General features: G+C 68.1%; 16 protein-coding genes and 2 tRNA genes. 8 read left to right on the top strand and 10 right to left on the bottom strand.

The window, feature by feature from the left end:
* Positions 1-46 precede the first annotated feature (46 nt).
* Positions 47-123, bottom strand: a tRNA-Arg gene (locus DEH84_RS11745).
* Between the two features lie 150 nt (positions 124-273).
* Between DEH84_RS11745 and DEH84_RS11750 the strand changes: the two genes are divergently transcribed.
* Both DEH84_RS11750 and DEH84_RS11755 read left to right on the top strand, forming a co-directional pair.
* Positions 274-480 (top strand): heavy-metal-associated domain-containing protein, encoded by a 207-nt coding sequence (locus tag DEH84_RS11750; protein WP_109037020.1) that lies wholly within the window; start codon positions 274-276, stop codon positions 478-480.
* A gap of 233 nt (positions 481-713) precedes the next feature.
* Positions 714-1,397, top strand: coding sequence for a PEP-CTERM sorting domain-containing protein (locus DEH84_RS11755; RefSeq protein WP_159098942.1), 684 nt, complete (start codon positions 714-716; stop codon positions 1,395-1,397).
* Here the strand turns inward: DEH84_RS11755 and DEH84_RS11760 are convergent.
* On the bottom strand, positions 1,348-2,967 hold the full coding sequence (locus DEH84_RS11760) for a methyl-accepting chemotaxis protein (protein ID WP_109037022.1): 1,620 nt from the start codon (positions 2,965-2,967) through the stop codon (positions 1,348-1,350). The two genes, DEH84_RS11755 and DEH84_RS11760, sit on opposite strands and share 50 nt — an antisense overlap.
* A gap of 194 nt (positions 2,968-3,161) precedes the next feature.
* The gene (locus DEH84_RS11765; protein ID WP_109037023.1) at positions 3,162-3,581 is read right to left on the bottom strand and encodes a polyhydroxyalkanoate granule-associated phasin; all 420 of its coding nucleotides are present in this window, start codon (positions 3,579-3,581) and stop codon (positions 3,162-3,164) included.
* A 126-nt stretch (positions 3,582-3,707) separates the two neighbouring features.
* On the opposite strand from DEH84_RS11765, the gene DEH84_RS11770 reads away from it, so the two are divergent.
* Together DEH84_RS11770 and DEH84_RS11775 are read left to right on the top strand one after the other, a co-directional pair.
* A complete protein-coding gene (locus DEH84_RS11770; protein WP_109037024.1) occupies positions 3,708-3,890 on the top strand; it encodes a CsbD family protein in 183 nt (60 codons plus the stop codon).
* Between the two features lie 222 nt (positions 3,891-4,112).
* Positions 4,113-5,342: a hypothetical protein gene (locus DEH84_RS11775; protein WP_109037025.1), complete on the top strand. Its 1,230-nt coding sequence runs from the start codon at positions 4,113-4,115 to the stop codon at positions 5,340-5,342.
* Between the two features lie 77 nt (positions 5,343-5,419).
* On the opposite strand, the gene DEH84_RS11780 is transcribed toward DEH84_RS11775, so the two are convergent.
* Positions 5,420-5,496, bottom strand: a tRNA-Pro gene (locus tag DEH84_RS11780).
* Positions 5,497-5,556: 60 nt separating this feature from the next.
* Positions 5,557-9,519: an ATP-dependent RNA helicase HrpA gene (gene hrpA / locus DEH84_RS11785; RefSeq protein WP_109037026.1), complete on the bottom strand. Its 3,963-nt coding sequence runs from the start codon at positions 9,517-9,519 to the stop codon at positions 5,557-5,559.
* Positions 9,520-9,684: 165 nt separating this feature from the next.
* On the opposite strand from hrpA, the gene DEH84_RS11790 reads away from it, so the two are divergent.
* From DEH84_RS11790 to DEH84_RS11800, 3 genes are read left to right on the top strand one after another with little or no spacing between them, the layout of a single operon-like run.
* A complete protein-coding gene (locus DEH84_RS11790; protein WP_159098943.1) occupies positions 9,685-10,803 on the top strand; it encodes a GGDEF domain-containing protein in 1,119 nt (372 codons plus the stop codon).
* A gap of 60 nt (positions 10,804-10,863) precedes the next feature.
* Positions 10,864-12,246 carry an amino-acid N-acetyltransferase gene (gene argA / locus DEH84_RS11795; RefSeq protein ID WP_109037028.1) on the top strand — a complete coding sequence of 461 codons (1,383 nt, stop codon included), beginning with the start codon at positions 10,864-10,866 and terminating at the stop codon, positions 12,244-12,246.
* Between the two features lie 28 nt (positions 12,247-12,274).
* Complete coding sequence (locus tag DEH84_RS11800; RefSeq protein ID WP_109037029.1) at positions 12,275-12,547, top strand: oxidative damage protection protein; 273 nt, start codon at positions 12,275-12,277, stop codon at positions 12,545-12,547.
* Here DEH84_RS11800 and DEH84_RS11805 read toward each other — a convergent pair.
* The 5 genes from DEH84_RS11805 to DEH84_RS11825 form a co-directional block, all read right to left on the bottom strand.
* Positions 12,541-13,236, bottom strand: a complete 696-nt coding sequence (locus DEH84_RS11805; protein ID WP_159098944.1) for a hypothetical protein — start codon at positions 13,234-13,236, stop codon at positions 12,541-12,543. The genes DEH84_RS11800 and DEH84_RS11805 overlap by 7 nt on opposite strands.
* Before the next feature lie 90 nt (positions 13,237-13,326).
* On the bottom strand, positions 13,327-14,283 hold the full coding sequence (locus DEH84_RS11810; protein ID WP_109038359.1) for an alpha-E domain-containing protein: 957 nt from the start codon (positions 14,281-14,283) through the stop codon (positions 13,327-13,329).
* Between the two features lie 121 nt (positions 14,284-14,404).
* Positions 14,405-15,838, bottom strand: coding sequence for a circularly permuted type 2 ATP-grasp protein (locus DEH84_RS11815; RefSeq protein WP_109037031.1), 1,434 nt, complete (start codon positions 15,836-15,838; stop codon positions 14,405-14,407).
* A 136-nt stretch (positions 15,839-15,974) separates the two neighbouring features.
* Positions 15,975-16,922 carry a transglutaminase family protein gene (locus DEH84_RS11820; protein ID WP_245932575.1) on the bottom strand — a complete coding sequence of 316 codons (948 nt, stop codon included), beginning with the start codon at positions 16,920-16,922 and terminating at the stop codon, positions 15,975-15,977.
* Complete coding sequence (locus DEH84_RS11825) at positions 16,919-19,519, bottom strand: circularly permuted type 2 ATP-grasp protein (protein ID WP_109037032.1); 2,601 nt, start codon at positions 19,517-19,519, stop codon at positions 16,919-16,921. The genes DEH84_RS11820 and DEH84_RS11825 overlap by 4 nt, the downstream gene beginning before the upstream one ends.
* Before the next feature lie 219 nt (positions 19,520-19,738).
* Here DEH84_RS11825 and DEH84_RS11830 point away from each other — a divergent pair, with 219 nt between their 5' ends.
* Positions 19,739-20,878 (top strand): efflux RND transporter periplasmic adaptor subunit, encoded by a 1,140-nt coding sequence (locus DEH84_RS11830; protein ID WP_109037033.1) that lies wholly within the window; start codon positions 19,739-19,741, stop codon positions 20,876-20,878.
* The last annotated feature ends 10 nt before the right edge of the window (positions 20,879-20,888 follow it).

Raw genomic sequence — 20,888 nt, forward strand, 5'->3', positions numbered from 1 at the left:
GCTCGCCGTACGGGCCGGGCCCGCGGCTGACCGCCGGTTGACGGGTTGGCCTGTCCGGAGGGACTCGAACCCCCGACCTGCTGCTTAGAAGGCAGCTGCTCTATCCAGTTGAGCTACGGACAGCCAGCGCATGCACGTGGCATGTGAGCGTGCAGTTTACGCGATGGCCCCGCCCGCCATGGCGGCAGACACCGGCCGGCGTGGTCACCCGCCCACGGTGCGAGCGGGTAACGCGGGAAAATGGTCTGCATCGCATCCAACCGGAGTCAATTCATGAGCACCCAGACCCACCAGATCACTGTCAGCGGCATGAGCTGCGGCCACTGCGTCAAGGCCGTGACCCAGGCTGTGCAGACGCTGGACCCGGGCGCGCGTGTCCAGGTCGACCTGCCATCCGGGCAGGTGACGGTGGAGACCGTGCTGGAGCGAGCGCAGGTGCTGGCCGCCATCACCGAAGAAGGGTACGAGCCGCAAGGCTGAGCAGGGGTTACCCCAGGAGGCGTCGCGTGGTCAGACGCCTTTTGCACACCCTGAATGGGTGAGGCGGGGGGCAAAACCCGAGCCGCTCCCGGCATCCAGGGGTTCCATGCCGGCCACCCATCTCGATACAGTTTGATACAGAAGGCGTAACCCGGATTCGTTACGCCGAAGGTGAGCGCACCGGGCCCTCGACGCGCACCCTCTGATCTGCTGTGGCCCCGAGGTAGATGACCATGCCAAGCCCTGTGAAGACCCTGCTCCCCCTGCTCGCGATGCTGCTGGGTGCGCCCGCCATGGCCCAGCTCGCCGTGACGTCGGGGTTCGACAGCGGAGCGAGCACGGTGGGCCCGCAGGCGGCAGCCAGTCAGGCGTCCTTCCTGGGTACGACCGGCGGCCGCGTGATGCTCGATTTCGAAGGCGGCATGCCGGCCGGGCTGGCCATCCAGGGGGGCCGGGTGACGGACGATTCAGGCTGTCGGGCGGCACTCTGCGGCTTCAACACCACCGAGGCGGGCAGTCAGTTCCTGCTTGCGCCGGGCAAGAAAGGCACCATCACCTTCACGTTCGGTGAGGGGGTCAGCTACTTCGGCGCGTATTTCTCGGGCCTGCAGCTGGCCACCGGCACCCTCACCTTCCAGGATGGCGCGCGCCAGGAGATCAGCCTGCCCTACGGCGACATGTCGCTGGGGGGCATGGCCTTTGTGGGCTTCCACAACCCGGGCAAGCTCATCGACTCGGTCAGCTTCTACACCGGCAACGACATCATTGCCATCGACGACGTGGTGTACGGCCGCGGGCCCGTCGCCGCCGTGCCCGAAGCCGGCACGCTGGCCACGATGGGCCTGGGGCTCCTGGCGATCGCCGGCGTCAGGCGGGCACGCGCTGGGACCCGGGCGAGCGGGCACCGGCCGGCTTGACCACCGGCGCATCCTTGGACACGCCGAGGCGGAAGACCTGCACCGCGCGCTCCAGCGTGCCGGCACGACGCTGCAACGACTGACACGCCGCCGCGGTCTGTTCCGCGAGCGCGGCATTCTGCTGGGCCGATGCATCGAAGCTGGCAACGGTGCCGTTGAGCGCCGCAATGCCCTGCGACTGCTCGGTCGTCGCCTGCTGGACGTGGGCCACCAGACCGCTGACCTGCTCCACGGCGTCCACCATGTCGCGGATCACCTGCTGGGTCACACGCACGCGCTCGGCACCGTCGGTCACCTGGCTCACGGACGCATCGATCAATGAACGGATTTCTCGAGCGGCCTCGCTCGACCGGTGGGCCAGCGACCGCACCTCGGCGGCCACCACGCTGAAGCCCCGGCCTTGCTCGCCGGCACGGGCAGCCTCGACCGCGGCGTTCAGCGCCAGGATGTTGGTCTGGAAGGCGATGCCCTCGATGACCTGGTTGATCTCGGCCACGCGCCGCGAAGAGGATTCGATGTGGCCCATGGTCTGGACGATCTCGCCCACCGCCTCGCCACCCCGTTTGGCCACCGTGCTAGCGCGCGTGCCGAGATCGGCGGCCTGACGGGCGGCATCGGCCGTGCCGCTGACGACACCGGTCATCTGTTCCATGGTGGAAGCGGTTTTCTGCACCTCTGCCGACTGCTGCTCGGTCCGGCCGGACAGGTCGTCGCTGCCCGAGGCGATTTCACGCGCGCCGTCTTTCATCGCGTTGACCTCGCTGCGCACGTCTTCGACGATGGCCTGCATGTTGAGGTTGATGAGCCAGAGTCGCCGCAACAACTGCCCCAATGGATGCCGACGCATGAAGCGCACGTTGCCATTGAGGTTGCAGCCGGCAATGTGGGCAGCCAGTTCGCCCGCGCGGTCGAGCGGCTGGGCGACGTAGCCGTGGAACCACCACGTGGCCAGCGCGGCCGGCACCAGTGCGGCAAGCCACTGCGCGAACCAGGGCAGGCCCAGCGTCGTTGCCAGGACGGGTAGCAGCGAGACCGCCAGGATGACCAGGCCCACGCGCTGGGTGAGCGTGAGACGGTGCACGCGGTGGGGCCAGTCGCGCCAACCCACCAGGCGCATGGCGCCGGCATGGATGCGCACGGTGTGGTGCCCGGTGGCACGCTCGGCGGCCACCTGGGCGTACAGCGCCTCGGCCTTGGCCACCTGCTCCCGCGTCGGCTTGATCCGCACGGACATGTAACCCTTGGGCTTGCCATCCTCCATGACAGGGGTGACGTTGGCCAGCACCCAGTAGTGGTCTCCGCTCTTGCAGCGGTTCTTGACCACGCCGGTCCAGGGACGACCTCGGCCAATGGTGCTCCACATGTCCTTGAAGGCTTCCGGTGGCATGTCCGGGTGACGCACGACGTTGTGGGGCTGGCCCATCAACTCGTCGTAGCCGAAACCGCTGACCTCCAGGAATGCACCGTTGCAGTGCGTGATTCTTCCTTGCGGATCCGTGGTCGAAACCAGCTTGTACTCTGCCGGGAAATCGTGTTCGCGCCCGGTCACGGGCGGAAGATGTGTTGTCATGGTCCATCCCTCAGGACATGTCGCCGTTGTTCCCGGCGCGACCATGACGGGCGCCAGGAGCCTGCTTCAGTATCGGCGGCTGTCCTCGAAACCAAATGGTGCGCCCCGCGCACATGCACGAATTCGTGCACGGTTTCAGTGCAGTTTGATCTACGTCAAACGATATCCGGAGGCCCCGGGCGGATGAGTGAATGTCAGCGAAGGCGCGTCCGCGCCAGCCGACGCGCGTTGGCCGTGGCCTTGCGGTGCACGGGGGCCAGGCCCTGGTCGATCACGCCCAGCGAGGCCCGGTGCCAGGCCTCGCCCGCCTGGAGCAGCGTCTGGCCGGGATGGGCGCCGCCGGGCACAGGCCAGCAGGCCTGCCACAGAGAGAGCGCAAGGCGCTGCTGCGCCTGCATCGCGTGGCTCCACATCGCCATCCAGGACTGCATGAAAGCCACCTGCTTTTCGGCGACCATGCCGCTGAACTCCTTGTGGTCGCGGGCGGACAGGACCGGCCCCGCGAGGGCCATGCGGACCACCCGATGCCCGATAACCTGGGGCACGGCGATGGCGAGTTCGTGTCCGCGCGTCGCGAGGCTGACTGCGGTGACGTCTTTGCGGCGAGAGGGCATGGTGATCCTAAAGGGGGTTGTGAGAGCCCAGTATGCAAGCGACGCGCCCGCCGTGCACTCCGAGCGGCGTGTACCGGGCATGTCGCTTGCCGGGACAGGACACGATCCACTTCAACGGAGAACACCATGAACCGCGATCAGATCAAGGGCACCGCCAAGGACGTCGCCGGCAAGGCACAGGCCGAAGTCGGCAAGGCCGTCGGCAGCCATGAACAGCACGCCAAGGGCGTGGCCCGTCAGGTCGAAGGCAAGACCCAGAAGGCCTATGGCGATGCCAAGGAAACAGTGAAGAAGCAGCTGGACCGCTGATGCACTGGCGCGTGCGCTCCGTCACGGAGCGCCGCGCAATGCCGGGTGCCGCGTCGATCTGACCGGCCACCCGGCTGCTGTTTGGCCGATCCACGGCCTTGCTCGAGCGGCACCATGGCGCATGTCTGTGGCGCCTGGAACTGCCGGTCCATCGACACCGCCTGCGGGGCGACGCCCGCAACCGATGTCCTTTGATCGGATTCGTTTCCGGGAGCTCTCGCCATGTCTCGTGCTCGTTCGTTTCTCGCCCTGCCCGGCACCGCCCGCACGCGTTGGCTGACCAGCCTGCTGCTGATCGGGTGCAGCCCGGCGAGCGCCCACATCAAGTGGTTTGCCGATGTGCAAGTACGTGACGCGCCCCGCCCGGTCGTGACGGTGATCGGTCAGTCCGGATTCATTGCCCTGGCGGCGTGTGCGCTGTTGACGATGATGCTGGTGGCGGCCACCGAGGCGTGGCTGCGGCGCCGAACGACCGGTCTACCTGGGCGCGCGCTGCACGGCGTGGTGAACGACAGGACCGCCTTACGCGTCATCCGGATCGGCACCGGCTTCTTCTTTCTGGCCAACGCGCTGTACTTTGTCGACAAGCCGGTGCTGCTCACGCCCGAGTTGACCGCCGACGCGCCCTGGACGACCGTGCTGCAAGTTGCAACCGGCGCGATGGCCCTGCTGGGCCGTCCGCGGCTGGCCGCCATGGGCCTGGTGGCCCTGTTCGGGCAGGCCATTGCGCAGTACGGCGCTTTTCACCTGATCGACTACACGCTCTTTCTCGGGGTGGCGGCATGCCTGTGGCTGGCCGACGCCCCGGCCGCGCTCCAGCGCCGTGCACTGACCGCCTTGCGGCTGACGGTGGGCCTGTCCCTGCTATGGGGCGCCATCGAGAAGTGGATGTACCCGCAGTGGACCTTTCCGCTGCTGTGCGGAGACGCCCGTGCGCTGCTGATGGGACTGACGCCCGACTTCTTCATGCAGGGCGCGGGCATGATCGAGTTCTGCACCGCGACCGCCATCGTGATTGGCGGGGTCGCCGGGCGGCTGGCGTGCGGGCTGCTGCTGGCCCTGATGGTCGCGGCCATGCCGATGTTCGGGCCGATCGACGTGATCGGGCATGCGCCCTTCGTGCTGGGGCTGGCTGTGCTGGCCTGCGTCCGCAATGGCTTGGCAGACCGATTCCACACCGCGGACACCCATCGCCATGCCCTGCACTGGGCCCTGGTGTTTGGGGCGCTGCTGGCGATCCTGCCTGCGCTGTATGTCACCGCGCACGCCCTGCTGATCCAGGCCGGAGACTGGACCTGGCTGCCGCTTTCCGTGGCGCTTCCCGGCGTGCTGCTGGCGGCCTGGCCCCTCACACCGCGCAGCCCGGTTCATTGGCGGCGCCCCCCTCTGGCTGCCTGGAAGGCCACGCGCAGCACACAAGTGGGCTGGACGGCGTCGCGCCAGGACGGTTGAACCTTGTTGGAAAAACCAGGGCGGAAATGAAAAGAGCCGCAACGACTAAAAATCATTGCGGCTCAATCACTGAGATGTGGTCGGGGCGGTGGGATTCGAACTCACGACCCTCTGCTCCCAAAGCAGATGCGCTACCAGGCTGCGCTACGCCCCGACTGAGCCGCCATTGTAGTCGGCAATTGCGGCGCCCCGGCGGCCGCGTGGTGGATCGGCGTCAGGCACTGAGCTGCGCCCAGGTCTTTTCGAGCCGTTTGACGCTGACAGGCTGGGGCGTGCGCAGCTCTTGTGCAAACAGGCTGATGCGCAGTTCTTCCAGCAGCCAGCGGAACTCGTCCAGGCGCGCGTCGTGCGTGCCCTTGAGCTCGGCCAGGCGACGGGTGTAACGCTGGTCGAGTGGCCGCAGTTCGGTCAGCCGCTGAGCGTCGCGGGCCGCGTCGCCCTTGAGCTTGTCCAGGCGCAGCACCACCCCCTTCAGGTAGCGCGGGAAATGCTGCAGTTGCGCATACGGCGTCTGCGCCACGAAGCGCTTGGGCATCAGGCGTTGCAACTGCGCCGTGATGTCGTCGGCCACGTCCTTCGGCGGGCGGGCGTCCTTCAGCTTGCGCAGGGCGGCGGCGTACTCGGTCAGCACGGTGCCGGCCAGGCGGGCCACTTCCTGGGCGATCAGGTTCAGGCGGGTGCGGCCTTCTTCCACGCGCGCCTTGAAGCTGGCGGCATCGGTGGGCAGCGGCTCGGCCAGGTAGGCGCGGTCCAGGGCCACGTCGATGATCTGGTCGCGCAGCTCGTCGGCCGTGCCCAGGCTCATGTAGGCCATCGCCATCTTCTGCAGGTCCGGGATGTTTCTTTCCAGATACTTCAGCGGCTCGCGGATCTGCAGGGCCACCAGCCGGCGCAGGCCCGCACGGTGCTTCGCGGCGGCGACGTCAGGCTCGTCGAAGATGTCGATCTCGACGTGGCTGACCTTGTCGATCAGGGCCGGGAAACCGACCAGCGTGTGGCCGCCACGCTGGATCTCCATCAGCTCGGGCAGCTCGCCGAAGGTCCAGTCGGTGAGCGGGGTGCTGGCCGAGGGCGACTTGCCCTGCCCCGCCGCGCTGCCGGCTTTCGAAGCCGCTGCAGGTGCCGGCGCGGACGCGGAGTGGCCGGGCGCGCCCCCTGCCACACGGGTGGCCTGGCCGGCCTTGCGGGCGCCGACCGCCGCCACCGAATCGTCCGCCGATCCCGCTGCCGCCTCGCCCCCCTGCACCACCTCCTTCGCCTTCAGCGCGGCCAGGGCCTGGAAGGCCCCGCGCGCCAGCGAGCCGAGTTCGGCCTTGAGCGCTGGCAGGTTGCGGCCCATGCCCAGCTGGCGGCCATGCTCGTCGACCACGCGGTAGTTCATGAACAGGTGGGGCGGCAGCATGTCGAGCTTGAAGTCGGCGCGCTTGATGTCGAGCTGCGTCTTGTCGCGCACGGCCTTGAGCAGCTGCTCCATCAGGCTGCCCTGCCCGAACTCGGCAGCCTGCACGAACGATTCGGCGTAATCCGGCAGCGGCACCAGGCGCGCGCGCGGCTTCTGATGCAGGCTCTTGACCAGCGCCAGCACCTTGTCCTTGAGCATGCCGGGCACCAGCCATTCGCCGCGCTCGTCGCCCACCTGGTTGAGCGCGAAGATGGGCACGGTCACGGTCACGCCGTCGCGCGCATCGCCAGGCTGGTGCAGGTAGGTGGCAGCACAGTCGACCCCGCCCAGCCGGATCACCTTCGGGAACGCCGCGCTCGTGATGCCCGCCGCCTCATGGCGCATCAGCTCTTCGCGGCTCAGGTAGAGCAGCTTGGCATTCTCGCGGCTCGCATGGCGGTACCAGCGCTCGAAGCTGTGGCCGCTCATCACGTCGGGCGGGATCTGCGCGTCGTAGAAAGCGTGGATCAGCTCATCGTCCACCAGCACGTCCTGGCGGCGGGACTTGTGCTCCAGCTGCTCGACCTGCGCGATCAGCTTGCGGTTGTGCGCCAGGAAGGGCAGACGGGTCTCCCATTCCTGGCCGACCAGGGCCTCGCGGATGAAGATCTCGCGCGCCTCGCGGGCGTTGACCAGGCCATAGTTGACGCGCTTGTTGTTGTAGACGACCAGGCCATACAGCGTGGCGCGCTCCAGCGCGACGACCTCGGCGGCCTTCTTCTCCCAATGGGGCTCGAGCAACTGCTTCTTGAGCAGGTGCTGGCCCATGAAGACCAGCCACTGCGCGTCGATGTTGGCAATGCCACGGCCATACAGCCTGGTGGTTTCAACCAGCTCGGCAGCCAGGATCCAGCGCCCCGGCTTCTTGCTCAGGTTGGCGCCCGGGTGTTTCCAGAACTTGATGCCGCGCGCACCCAGGTACCACTCATCCTCGTCGCTCTTGACGCCGACGTTGCCCAGCAGGCCGGACAGCAGTGACAGGTGCACCTGCTCGTAGGTGGCGGGCGTGCCATTGAGGCGCCAGTTGTGCTCGGCCACCACGGTGTGCAGCTGGGCGTACACGTCCCGCCACTCGCGCACGCGGCGGGGGTTGATGAAGTTCTCGCGCAGCAGGGCTTCGTACTTGCGGTGGCTGAGCTTGTGCCTTTCCGGCTCGCCCGGGGCGTGATGTCCGTGCCCGCCGCGGCTTTCGTCCAGCCACTTCCACAGCTTGAGCGTGCCCATGAACTCCGACTTCTCGTCGTCGAACTGCTTGTGCTTCTGGTCGGCCTGCTGTTGCTGGTCGATGGGCCGGTCGCGCACATCCTGCACACTCACGCTCGCCGCGATCACCAGCACCTCGGCCAGCGCCTGGCGGTCCTTGGCTTCGAGGATCATGCGGCCCACGCGCGGGTCGAGCGGCAGCTTTGCCAGCGTCTGGCCCAGCGGCGTGATGTCGTTGTTGTCGTCGACCGCACCCAGCTCGTTGAGCAACTGATAGCCGTCGGCAATGGCCTTGCGCAGCGGGGGCTCGATGAAGGGGAAGTCCTCCACATGGCCCAGGTGCAGCGACTTCATCCGCAGGATGACGCCGGCCAATGAGCTGCGCAGGATTTCCGGATCGGTGAACCGCGGCCGCGCGGTGAAGTCCTTCTCGTCGTACAGGCGGATGCAGATGCCGTTGGCCACCCGGCCGCAACGCCCGGCCCGCTGGTTGGCCGCGGCCTGGCTGATGGGCTCGATCTGCAGCTGCTCGACTTTGTTGCGGAAAGAGTAGCGTTTGACCCGCGCCTGCCCGCTGTCGATCACGTAGCGGATGCCGGGCACCGTCAGCGAGGTCTCGGCCACGTTGGTGGCCAGCACGATGCGGCGGCCATTGCCGGTCTGGAAGACGCGGTCCTGCTCCTGCTGGCTCAGGCGGGCGAACAGCGGCAGCACCTCGGCCACCGTGCGGTGCTCGGCCAGGTGCTTGCGCAGGTGGTCGGCGGCCTCGCGGATCTCGCGCTCGCCCGGCAGGAAGACGAGGATGTCGCCACTGCCCTCTCGCCAGAGTTCGTCCACGCCATCGGCAATGGCCTCGTTCAGACCGTACTCGCGGCTTTCTTCAAACGGCCGGTAGCGCTGCTCGACCGGGAACAGCCGACCCGACACCATGATGACGGGCGCGGGCCCTTTGGCCGATTCGAAGTGCTTCGCGAAGCGCTCGGCATCGATGGTGGCCGAGGTGACGATGACCTTGAGATCCGGCCGGCGCGGCAACAACTGGCGCAGGTAACCCAGCAGGAAGTCGATGTTGAGGCTGCGCTCGTGGGCCTCGTCGATGATGAGCGTGTCGTAGGCGCGCAGGTCCGGATCACCCTGGGTCTCGGCCAGCAGGATGCCGTCGGTCATCAGCTTGACGGACGAACCGGGCTGCAGCCGGTCCTGGAAGCGCACCTTGTAGCCCACCACCTCGCCCAGCGGCGTGTTGAGCTCTTCGGCGATGCGCTTGGCCACGCTGGAGGCCGCAATCCGCCGCGGCTGGGTGTGGCCGATCAGCTTCGGGCGTTCATGCCGCCGGGCATTCGGATCGCGCACCTGTCCCCAGCCGCCCCGCCCCATGGCCAGCGCGATCTTGGGCAGCTGCGTCGTCTTGCCCGAACCGGTTTCGCCGCAGACGATGATGACCTGGTGGTCGCGCAGGGCGGCCTCGATCTCGGCACGTTTGCCGCTGACGGGCAGCGATTCGGGGAAGGTGATGGGCGGCAGGGTGGACACGAAGCAAGGCGGGCGGCAAAACGCGCATTATCCCAAGCCGGCCAGACCGTGCCACAGCAAGGCGTTTTCGTGAATTGAGGCACGCCGGCCCAGTTCACCCATTGAAATCCGCTGCGGGCTGTCGATTACCCTGTGGTCGTGAATCGTCCTGGTGACACCACCCCCGTGCCCTTTGCTCCCCGCCCTCCCCTGGCCGATCTGGTCCTGGGCTCAGACGGACGCATGCGTCGGTCGCTGCGCCTGATGCTGATCGCCAACAGCCTCTACCCGGTGAACGCGGTGCTGGCGTGGTGGGCAATCCGGGCCGGCCACATGGACGCGCGCTTCGGCGCCGTGCTGATTGCCTACATCCTGGTCGGGCCGATGCTGGCTTATGCCGCGATCCGCTCGGGCTGGAGCCGCCGTTTCCGCGATCCGATGATGGTGTTCCCGATGTGCCTGTTCTGCATCGGCAGCATCATCCTGGCCTTCGGAGGCATGGTGGTGCAGCTGCGCGGACTGGTGCTGGCCATCCTGCCGCTGGTGCTCATGCTCGGCCAGTTCAACCTCCCGCCATCGCAGATCCGGGCCCTGGGGCTGCTGTCCGTGCTGGGCATCGGCCTGGTGACGCTGGGCCGCTGGCTGAGCACCACCCCGGTCGAACACGAGTTTGCGCGCGACGTGGTGCAGATGGTCTACATCGGCGGGGTGCTGCTGGTGAGCTCGAAGGTCGCACAACTCGTGAGCCGGCTGCGGCACGATCTGGTGCGCAGCCAGACCGAACTCGGCGATGCCCTGGCTCGCGTGCAACTGCTGGCCACACGCGATGACCTCACCGGCCTGCCCAACCGGCGTCGCATGGACGAGATCCTGCTGGAAGAAACCCGGCGCCACGCACGCCAGGGCACGCCATTCAGCGTGGCGCTGATCGATCTGGATCACTTCAAGCGGATCAACGACACGCTGGGCCACCACGTGGGCGACGAGGTGTTGCGCCGCTTTGCCGAGCGTGCGCGCGCCGCCCTGCGCGAGATCGACGTGCTGGCCCGCTGGGGCGGCGAAGAGTTTCTGCTGCTGTGCCCCGGCAGCCATGCAGAGCAGGCGGCGGTGGGCCTGTCGCGGCTGCAAGCCGGCCTGGCCGCCCAGCCCCTGCTGGCCGAGCACCCCACCCTGCGGGTGACCTTCTCCGCAGGCCTGACGGAGCACCAGCTGGACGAGCGCATCGAGGCCAGCATCGAACGGGCGGACCGCGCGCTCTACCAGGCAAAAGACGCCGGGCGCAACCGGTGGGTGCAAACCCCGTAACATGGAGCCCTCGCACCGTCTGCCCTGACCGGCCCTTTTTCGCCCCCTTGCGCCCTCGCCATGGATCTGGTCTTCCCCCACACCTTCGTGCCCTGGTTCCGTTCCGTGGCGCCCCACATCCACGCGCACCGTGGCAAGACGTTTGTCGTGGGGCTGTCGGGCGAACTGATCGCCGCCGGCAAGCTGGAAAGCTTCGTGCAGGACCTGGCGCTGATGCAGGCCATGGGCATCCGCATCGTGCTGGCGCACGGCTTTCGTCCGCAGCTGGAGGAACAGCTGCGACTGAAGGGCCAGGAGTCGAAGTTCAGCCACGGCATGCGCATCACCGACGCGGTGGCGCTCGACTGCGCCCAGGAAGCCGCGGGCCAGCTGCGCTACGAAATCGAGGCGGCCTTTTCGCTGGGGCTGCCCAACACGCCGATGGCCGGGGCCTCGGTGAGCGTGATTTCCGGCAACTTCGTGACCGCCCGCCCGGTGGGCATCGTCGACGGCGTCGACTTCATTCACACCGGCCTGGTGCGCAAGATCGATGCGATGGCCGTGCGCCGCGCCATCGACACCGGCGCGCTCGTCATGCTCTCGCCATTCGGCTTCTCGCACACCGGCGAGGCCTTCAACCTGAGCATGGAAGACGTGGCCACCAGTGCCGCCATCGCGCTGAAAGCCGACAAGCTCATCTTCGTGACCGAGGTGCGCGGCATCCTGCAAAGCATCGTGCAGGACCCGGCGCGCGCAGCCGAGCTGGAGGCCCGGCAGCATGACCCGGACGTCGAGATCGACCAGGAACTGGCCCTCGCCGACGCCCGGCGCCTGCTGGCGGCCCTGCCCAATCCCTTGCAGCCCACCGACACGGCCTACTACCTGCAACATGCGGTGAAGGCCAGCGAGGGCGGCGTCGAGCGCGTGCACATCATTCCGTACAAGGTCGACGGCGCCCTGCTGATGGAGGTGTTCACCCACGACGGCGTGGGCACCATGATCGTCGACGAGAAGCTGGAAAGCCTGCGCGAGGCCGCACCGGACGACGTGGGCGGCATCCTGCAGCTGATCGAGCCGTTCGAGCAGGACGGCACGCTGGTCAAGCGCAGCCGCACCGAGATCGAACGCGACATCCACCAGTACACCGTGATCGAGCACGACGGCGTGATTTTCGGCTGTGCGGCGCTCTACCCCTTCCCCGAGGCCAGCACCGCCGAAATGGCCGCCCTGACCATCTCGCCCAACGTGCAGGGCCAGGGTGACGGCGAACGTATCCTCAAGCGGATCGAGCAGCGCGCGCGGGCCATGGGCCTGTCGACGCTGTTCGTGCTGACGACCCGAACCATGCACTGGTTCATCAAGCGCGGCTTTGCGCCGGTCGACCCCGACTGGCTGCCCGAGGCGCGCAAGCGCAGCTACAAGTGGGACCGGCGCTCGCAGGTCCTCGTCAAGAACCTCAAATAACCCTCACACCTTTCCCTGGACCGACACCATGGCACGCACCATCCAATGCAAGCACCTCAACAAGGAAGCCGAAGGCCTGGACTTCGCGCCCTACCCGGGTGAGCTGGGCAAGCGCATCTACAACGAGATCTCGAAGGAAGCCTGGCAGATGTGGCTCAAGCACCAGACCATGCTGGTGAATGAAAACCGCCTGAACCTGGCCGACACGCGCGCACGCCAGTACCTGGCCCGCCAGATGGAACAGTTCTTCTTTGGTGCCGGCGCCGAGCAGGTGCAGGGCTACGTGCCGCCTGCTCAGTGAGCGACGGCGGGGCGGCTGATCCGCACGGGAAAGACCCGTGTGGGGTGGTCGACCCCCATCCAGCTGGAGGCGGCCTTGATGGCCGCCAGCGCATACACGCTGCCCAGACACTCCAGGCCTTCTTCCAGGCTCAGGGCCACCAGCAGCCCGCGGGGTGACGCCTCTCCCGCCGCTGCGGCGTGCAGCAGGCGCTCCACCACCGCTTCGCCACCCTGAGCCAGCACCAGCGTGGCAGCCGACATCACCAGCAGCTGTCCGTCAGCATGGCGCCACCCTTGCTCACGCAGCAGGTAGCGCCAGCCGGCCCGGGTGCACGCCCCGAACGACACCAGCACCGCCAGCATCAGCCCGCCCGTGATCAGGCGGCGCAGCAGGTCGATGTCGCCGTTGAGGTAGTACCGCCATGACAGCAGCTGCTTGCCGCTGGGCACCAGTTCGGGCGGCAGGCCGGCCTCGCGCACGGCCAGCGTCAGGAACACCACCGCGAAGGCGACCGCCGCGCCGCGGGGCGACCGGCTGCGCCACAGCAGGTACAGCGCGGCGCACAGCCACACCGCCACCGACGTCTGTTCGATCACGCCGTCTTCTGCCACCCAGGCCGTCACGGTCACGGCATCGACAGAGAATGGCAAGGCAGCCAGCACGACCGCCACCCCGAACAAGGTCATCAACGCGACACGCAACAACACAGACAGATCCCGACGGCAAACAGCCCCGGATGATTGGTCTGTGACGCTTTTGTGTCAAGCCCTGAGCCGGATGGCCCGGGCTTGACCGCTTCAGGCGGGCATCAGGAAATCGCGGCTGATGCCGTAGCCCAGGTCGCTGACGCGGTCGAGGAACTGCGTCAGGTAGGCATGCAGGCCCGTGGCGAGGATCTCGTCGATGTGGCCATATTGCAGGTCGGCACGCAGACGGCCCGCCCGGCGCAGGGTCTCGTGGCTCTGGTCGTTGGCCACCGCGCGCAGGTTGCCGACCACTTCGTTCATGCAGTGCAGCAGCGAACGGGGCATTTCGGCGCGCAGGATGAGCAGCTCGGCCACCTTCTCCGGCCGGATCACGTTGCGGTAGACCTTGCGGTACACCTCGAAGGCCGAGACCGACCGCAGCACCGCCGACCAGTGATAGAAGTCGACTTCCTTGCCTTCGTTGCCGGCCCCCGAGCCGAAGAACTCGGTGTTGCGGGCATGGAACTTCACGTCCAACAGGCGTGCTGTGTTGTCGGCGCGCTCCAGAAAGGTGCCGATGCGCTGGAAGTGCAGGGCCTCGTCCTGCAGCATGGTGCCCACGGTGACCCCGCGCGAGAGGTGCGAGCGGAACTTCACCCACTCGAACACCTCACCGGGATCGCGCTCGAGCATGCCGTCCTTGAGCACGCGGTTGAACTCCAGCCAGGTCTGGTTGGCGGTTTCCCACACCTCGGTGGTCAGCGCACCGCGCACGGCGCGCGCGTTCTCGCGGGCGGCGCGCAGGCAGTTGAGGATGCTCGACGGGTTGTTGGGGTCGCTCACCATGAAGGTCATGATGTCGCGCGCCGTGATCTCGCCGTGCTTCTTGAGGTAATCGCTGGTGAGCTCGCTGATGCTCAGCAGGCCCTTCCAGCCGTTCTGCGCGGCCTCCTGCGACTGCGGCAGCAGCGCCGTCTGGTAGTTCACGTCCAGCAGGCGCGCGGTGTTCTCGGCGCGCTCCATGTAGCGGGCCATCCAGAAAAGGTGATCGGCGGTGCGCGACAGCATGGGCTTGGTCTCCGTGTGCGGGGCTGCCGTGCGCCGGGCCCCGGATTCAGTCTCGGTCAGGTGGGAGGGCAGATGGCGTTCGATGCGTTCGTTCAGCATGGGTGTCCTCCGTTTCCGTGTGTCAGCTTTCCAGCACCCAGGTGTCCTTGGTGCCGCCGCCCTGCGAGCTGTTGACGACCAGGGAGCCTTCCTTGAGCGCCACGCGGGTCAGGCCGCCCGGCACCATGCGCACCTCCTTGCCCGACAGGACAAAGGGCCGCAGGTCGATGTGGCGCGGCGCGATGCCGCTTTCGACGAAGGTCGGACAGGTCGACAGCGACAGCGTGGGCTGCGCGATGTAGTTGCCCGGATTGGCGAGCAGCACCTGGCGGAAGGTTTCCACCTCGGCCTGGGTGGCCGCCGGGCCGACCAGCATGCCGTAGCCGCCTGCGCCGTGCACTTCCTTCACCACCAGCTCATCCAGGTGATCCAGCGTGTACTGCAGGTCATCCTTTTCGCGGCAGACATAGGTGGGCACGTTCTGCAGGATCGGCTTCTCGCCCAGGTAGAACTCGATCATCCTGGGCACGTAGGGGTAGATCGACTTGTCGTCGGCGATCCCGGTGCCGAAGGCGTTGGCCAGCGTCACGTTGCCGGCGCGGTAGGCGCGCAGCAGCCCGGCCACGCCCAGGGTCGAATCCTTGCGGAAGACCTCGGGGTCCATGAAGTCGTCGTCCACGCGCCGGTAGATCACGTCCACCCGCTGAGGGCCGCGCGTGGTGCGCATGTAGACGAAGTCGTCCTTGACGAACAGGTCCTGCCCCTCGACCAGCTCGATGCCCATCTGCTGTGCGAGGAAGGCGTGTTCGAAGTAGGCCGAGTTGTACATGCCGGGCGTGAGCACCACGGCCGTGGGCTCGTTGACACCGGCCGGCGCCATGGTGCGCAGCGTGTCGAGCAGCAGGTCGGGGTAGTGCGCCACCGGGGCCACGCGGTGCTCGGCAAACAGTTCGGGAAAGAGCCGCATCGACATCTTGCGGTTCTCGAGCATGTAGCTCACGCCGGAGGGCACACGCAGGTTGTCTTCCAGCACGTAATACGTGCCGCTCCCATCGGGGTTGCAGGCCCGCACGATGTCGATGCCGGCGATGATGGAGTAGATGCCGCCGGGCACGTTCAGGCCCATCATCTCCTTGCGGCACTGGGCGTTGTTGAGCACGGGTTCGGCAGGGATGACGCCGGCCTTGAGAATGGCCTGGTCATGGTAGATGTCTTCAAGGAAACGGTTGAGAGCGGTGACGCGCTGCCTCAGGCCCTTCTCCATCTCGCGCCATTCGTGGGCAGGAATGATGCGCGGGATCAGATCGAAAGGTATGAGGCGCTCGGTGCCGTCGCCCGTTTCGTCCTTGTCGCCATACACCGCGAACGTGATGCCCACCCGGCGGAAGATCATTTCCGCTTCGGCACGCCGGGAGTTCATCAGGTCCTGAGGCTGCCGGCCGAGCCAGCGGTCGTAGACCTTGTAATGGTCGCGCACATCGGCGCGGCTCGCGTGCATCTCGTCGAAGAATCGCATCGTTGAATCCCGTTGCGGGGGCTGAAAACCGCGTTTTCGTAACCCTTTGCATGGAGTGTGCCAGCCGTCATCCAGCGCAGCTTGAGCAGGCACAGCTTTCGGGCGTGGCGTTCGCCGCGCGCCACAGCGAGGTGCCTCAACGTACCGAGGCGGTGCGGGGCGTGTCGACGTCCGCGTCTTCATCCAGCAGGCGGGTGGTGACGCGCACCAACAAGGTGTGCCGCCCCCCACCGCGGATCACGCCGCGCAGGGGCGTCACGTCGCCGAAATCACGGCCATGCGCGACACGGACGTGGTGCAGCGCGGGGATGCAATCGTTGGTGGGGTCGAGGTCGAGCCAGTCGCCCGCGCGCTCGAGGCCCAGGCCCGGCACCCAGACGCTCAGCCACGCATGGGACGCATCTGCACCAACAAGGGGCGCCTGCCCCGGCGGCGGTCGCGTCAGCAGGTAACCGCTGACGTAGCGTGCGGCCACACCCCAGGCGCGCAGGCAACCGATCATCAGGTGGGCGAAGTCCTGGCAGACGCCCTGGCGGCGATCGAAGACGTCGAGGATGGGCGTGGAGATGTCGGTGGACGCGGGCGCGTACGTGAACTCGGTGTGGATGCGGTGCATCAGCTCGATCGCGGCCTCGGCCAACGGACGGCCGGGCTTCAGCGACAGGCTGGCGTACTCGCGCAGCTCGGCATGCAGCGGCACGTAGGGCGAGGCGTAGACATACTCGCACGCTGGCTCGAAAGGCCTGTGCGCCCGGTAGGCCAGGCGCCCGCGCACGTCTTCGCAGTCGGGGGCGTCGGCCGCATCGAGGCCCGGGTAGCGGTCGCGCACCTGCACCGTGCTGCGGGCCACCACGCGCAGTTCGCTGTGCGGGGCATGCAGCGCGAAACAGGCGCGGCTGTTGTCGTGGCTGTCGCGGTGCACGCTGTGCTGCGAGGGCGATGGCGACACGGTCATGTCGAACGCCTCGAGCGTCTGGCCGGCATCCGACAGCGGCCGCAGGCAGGCGATATGCTGTGCCTGCTCCACCGGGCTGGCGTAGGTGTACAGCGTCTCGTGCTCGACGGACAGGCGGGCCACCGTCATGCGCTCACCATCGAGTCGGTGGGCTCGGCGTGCGCGAAATAGCGCAGGCCGACCTCGTCTGACAGGCGCCAGCTGGCATCGATCAGGCGATCGAGCAGGGCCAGCACACGGGCATGGCCTTGCTCGGGATCGCACAGTTCGGCCAGCGTGACACCCACGCCTTCGTGCGGCAGCAGGGCCAGCAGGTCGCCGCCCCGGTCGGGCCGCGCGGGCAGCTTGCCGAGCTCGGTGCGCAGGCGCCGCAATACGCAGGCAAGCGCCCGCGGGTTGGTCTCGTCGAGCACCAGCAAGGCCAGCAGCGCCGGGCGCTCGAGCCGGCGCTGGTAGCGAGCCCGGAAGGTGATGATGCTGTCGAACAGCGTCAGGATCTGGTCGAAGCCCTGGGGATGGCGCAGCGCATCGGTCTCCCAGAAGGCCTTGAGGAAGGCGCTGTAGCCTTGGAGCCGCTCGATCAGGCGGCCGACGGTCAGCAGCCGCCAGCCCGGATCGCGGGTCATGCGGTCGGTCTGCGCGCCGGTCACGGCGGAGAGGTGCATGCCGAGCTGATCGAGCGCGTGCTGGGCCAGCGAGAAGGCCAGCGGGTTGCCCGGGCGCAGCGCCTCTTCGAGGTGACGCTGGAAGTCGCTGCCCATGCTGCGCAGCAGGCGGCCATGGTCGGATGACAGGCGCTCGCGCAACACCTGAGCGCAGCGCTGCAGGGCGCCCAGGTTGAAGGCCAGGCTGTAGGCGCCCTGCGCAGCCTGGGCATCGACCAGCGCCTCCAGCGCCGCGCGTTCGAACACCCGCGGCGACTGGCGCAGGCTGGGCGTGCCCGGGGGCACCAGGCCGTTGGCCAGAGCCAGGGCCGACAGCGCCTCGAGCACGGCGTTCTCGGGCTCGTCGTCGGCCGACTGCAGGTTCAGCAGCCCCTGCGTCAGGCGCAACTGCAACTCGCTGCGCTCGGTGTAGCGGCCCATCCAGAACAGGTTTTCGCCGGTGCGGCTGGCCACCGGGCGCTGGCGCTGCACCAGCTCGTCCAGCTTCACGGTGGCGGGCAGCATGGAGAAGGTGTCCACCGGGCCATCCGTCATCACCCAGGTGTCCAGGCTCGATCCGCCGAGCTGCATGGACACGGGGCCGGCGTCGCGTGTGGCAATGCGGGTCATGCCACCGGGCAGCACCTGCCAGCCTCCGCGCCCGTCCGACAACGCATAGACGCGCAGGGACGCGCCTCGCATCGCCACGCGCCCTTCGCTCCACACCGGCGCCTGGGCGTAAGGCACAAAGCGTTGCAGCGTGTAGGCCGCAGGGTCGTGGTCGATGCGACTGCGCCAGGTCTGCAGGGCAGCGGGGGTCAGCGTGGGACCGGTGATGGCGTCGAAGCTCTGGCGCAGGCGCGGCGAGCCGAAACCCGGTGTGCCCGCATACGGAAAGCTCGGACGGATGACGTGGGCCTGGAGCTCCTCGCGGACTCGCTGCCACACCGGGGCTTCGCCACACCACCAGGTGTGCAGCGACGGCAGGGCCAGCGGCTCGCCCAGCAGCCGCTCGGACAGCGCGGGCAGGAAGCCGTGCACCGCCGGCGACTCGAGAAAGCCGGTGCCCAGGGCGTTGGCCAGCACCACCTTGCCGGCGCGCACGGCCTGAAGCAGCCCCGGCACGCCGAGGGTCGACTCGGACCGCAGCTCCAGGGGGTCGCAGAAGTCGTCGTCCAGCCGCCGCAGCAGGCCGTGGATGGGCTCGAGGCCCTGCACCGTCTTCAGGTAGACGGTGTCGTCGCGCACGACCAGGTCACCGCCCTCGACCAGCGGCAGGCCGAGGTAACGCGCCAGGTAGGCCTGCTCGAAATAGGTCTCGTTGTAGGGGCCGGGCGTCAGCAGCGCCAGCCGCGGTGTGGCGCCCCCGGCGCAACGGCTGGCCAGTTCGGTCACGGTGTCGATCAGGCGGCGGTAGCCCGTGGCCAGATGCTGCACATTCAGTGCGCGGTAGGCCTCGGGGAACAGGCGCGACACGATCAGCCGGTTCTGCATGACATAGCCCAGGCCCGACGGGGCCTGGGTGCGCTGCGACACCACCCACCAGGCGCCATCGGGCCCCCGCACCAGGTCGAAGGCGACCACATGCAGGTACACATCGCCGACCGGCGAGACGCCTTGCAGACCCCGCAGGTAGCCCGGATGACCGAGCACCAGCGCGGGGGGGAGCAGCCCCTCCTTCAAGGCAGACTGCGGGCCATAGACGTCGCGCAGGATGTGGTCCAGCAGGCTGGCGCGCTGCGCAATGCCGCGCTCTAGGCTGCGCCATTCGTCGGCGTCGATCAGCAGCGGCAGCGTCTCGAGCGACCAGGGGCGGCTGGGTTCGCCCTGGGCGTTGTAGACGTTGTAGGTGATCCCGTCCTCGTTGATCTGCCGGGCAAGCAGGGCCTGGCGGCGGGTCAGGTCGTCCAGCGGCGCGCCCAGCTGGTCTGCAAAGACCTGCCAGGCGGGCCGAAGCACGCCCTCCGGCCCGCGCAGTTCGTCGTGGTGCCCGCTTTCCACAGCGGCGGCCCGGCGCAACAGGTCCTCCGTCACGGCAGGGGCGGGGTCGACTTCGTCAAAAAGGGGCACTGAGGAGGACATGGGCAGGCAGGGGCTCGGCAACCGGTCTGGAAAACCGGCCCGTGCATTGTCGACGAAGCAAGCAAGAGGCTTACCACGCGTTCACCCGCGGCGGCGAAACCGGAGGCCCAGGGCGGGTACGACACGGCGTCCGAGGCCTTTCGGACCGCCCGCGTACACTCGCTGGCGACATGCCGGCAAGGGCCACGTCGAGGGCCCGTCACCATGCCAAGGGAAGCCATGAACCGACTCCGCAGCCTGACCCTGACCGCCACCCTGCTGACCCTCACCCTGCTGGGGGCCTGCGGGCGCGATGAATCCGCCAAGCCTGCTGAAGGCGCCGCTGCCGCGGACTCGGACTCCAGCCCCGGCGCCGCGGCCGCCCGTGCGGCGCTCAGCGTCAACGTCACGTCGCTGGAGGCGGCTTCGTGGCCGCGCACGATCAGTGCCGACGGCAGCATTGCCGCCTGGCAGGAGGCCATCATCGGCGCCGAGACCAGCGGGCTGCGTCTGCAGCAGGTGCTGGTCAATGTGGGCGACACGGTGCGCCGTGGGCAGGTGCTGGCCGAGTTCCGCCAGGACACCGTGCGCGCCGAGGCCGCGGCCACGCGGGCCGCTGTCGCCGAAGCGCAAGCGGCCCTGGCCGAGGCCCAGGCCAATGCCGAACGCGCCCGCCAGTTGCAGCCGCAGGGCTTCATGAGCGCGCAGCAGGTGCAACAGGCGCTCACCGTCGAGCAGACCGCCCGCGCCCGGGTCGAGGCCCAGAAGGCCCGCCTGGCGGTCGACGACCTGCGGCTGAGCCAGACCCGCGTGCTGGCACCGGATGACGGCGTGATCTCGGCCCGCCCGGCCACGGTCGGCAGCGTGGTGCAGCCCGGCCAGGAACTGTTCCGCCTGATCCGACAGGGCCGGCTGGAGTGGCGCGGCGAAGTGCCCCAGGTCGATCTGGAACGCGTGCAACCCGGGCAGCCCGTGAACCTGACGCTGACCGGTGGCACCACGCTGAATGGCAAGGTGCGCACTGTTGCCCCTACCTTGAACCCGGGCAACCGCCTGGGCCTCGTCTATGTGGACGTGCCCGCGGGCGGCGTCGCACGGGCCGGGATGTTTGCCACGGGGCGCATCGAGCTGGGCGCAACCCCTGCGCAGACCCTGCCGCAAAGCGCCGTGCTGCTGCGTGAGGGCTTCCACCTCGTCTACACCGTGGGCCCGGGCAACCGGCTGCGTGCGGTGAAGATCGACGTGGGGCGCCGCGTGGGCGACCGCATCGAGGTACGCGGTGGCCTCAAGCCGGAAGACCGCGTGGTGGTGTCGGGCGGGGCCTTCCTCAGCGAAGGCGACCTGGTGAAGGTGGTCGCCAGCGCACCGGCCGCACGGTGAAGGACACCCC

The sequence above is a fragment of the Aquabacterium olei genome (genome assembly GCF_003100395.1).
GTDB lineage: Bacteria > Pseudomonadota > Gammaproteobacteria > Burkholderiales > Burkholderiaceae_C > Aquabacterium > Aquabacterium olei.

Bases quoted from the DNA above. Each gene is read 5' to 3' on its own strand.
- DEH84_RS11770 (WP_109037024.1), top strand. From the start codon at position 3,708: ATGAACCGCGATCAGATCAAGGGCACCGCCAAGGACGTCGCCGGCAAG.
- DEH84_RS11810 (WP_109038359.1), bottom strand. From the start codon at position 14,283: ATGCTGTCGCGCACCGCCGATCACCTTTTCTGGATGGCCCGCTACATG.
- DEH84_RS11800 (WP_109037029.1), top strand. From the start codon at position 12,275: ATGGCACGCACCATCCAATGCAAGCACCTCAACAAGGAAGCCGAAGGC.
- DEH84_RS11815 (WP_109037031.1), bottom strand. From the start codon at position 15,838: ATGCGATTCTTCGACGAGATGCACGCGAGCCGCGCCGATGTGCGCGAC.
- DEH84_RS11825 (WP_109037032.1), bottom strand. From the start codon at position 19,519: ATGTCCTCCTCAGTGCCCCTTTTTGACGAAGTCGACCCCGCCCCTGCC.
- argA (WP_109037028.1), top strand. From the start codon at position 10,864: ATGGATCTGGTCTTCCCCCACACCTTCGTGCCCTGGTTCCGTTCCGTG.
- DEH84_RS11820 (WP_245932575.1), bottom strand. From the start codon at position 16,922: ATGACGGTGGCCCGCCTGTCCGTCGAGCACGAGACGCTGTACACCTAC.
- DEH84_RS11830 (WP_109037033.1), top strand. From the start codon at position 19,739: ATGAACCGACTCCGCAGCCTGACCCTGACCGCCACCCTGCTGACCCTC.
- DEH84_RS11755 (WP_159098942.1), top strand. From the start codon at position 714: ATGCCAAGCCCTGTGAAGACCCTGCTCCCCCTGCTCGCGATGCTGCTG.
- DEH84_RS11760 (WP_109037022.1), bottom strand. From the start codon at position 2,967: ATGACAACACATCTTCCGCCCGTGACCGGGCGCGAACACGATTTCCCG.
- DEH84_RS11775 (WP_109037025.1), top strand. From the start codon at position 4,113: ATGTCTCGTGCTCGTTCGTTTCTCGCCCTGCCCGGCACCGCCCGCACG.
- DEH84_RS11765 (WP_109037023.1), bottom strand. From the start codon at position 3,581: ATGCCCTCTCGCCGCAAAGACGTCACCGCAGTCAGCCTCGCGACGCGC.
- DEH84_RS11750 (WP_109037020.1), top strand. From the start codon at position 274: ATGAGCACCCAGACCCACCAGATCACTGTCAGCGGCATGAGCTGCGGC.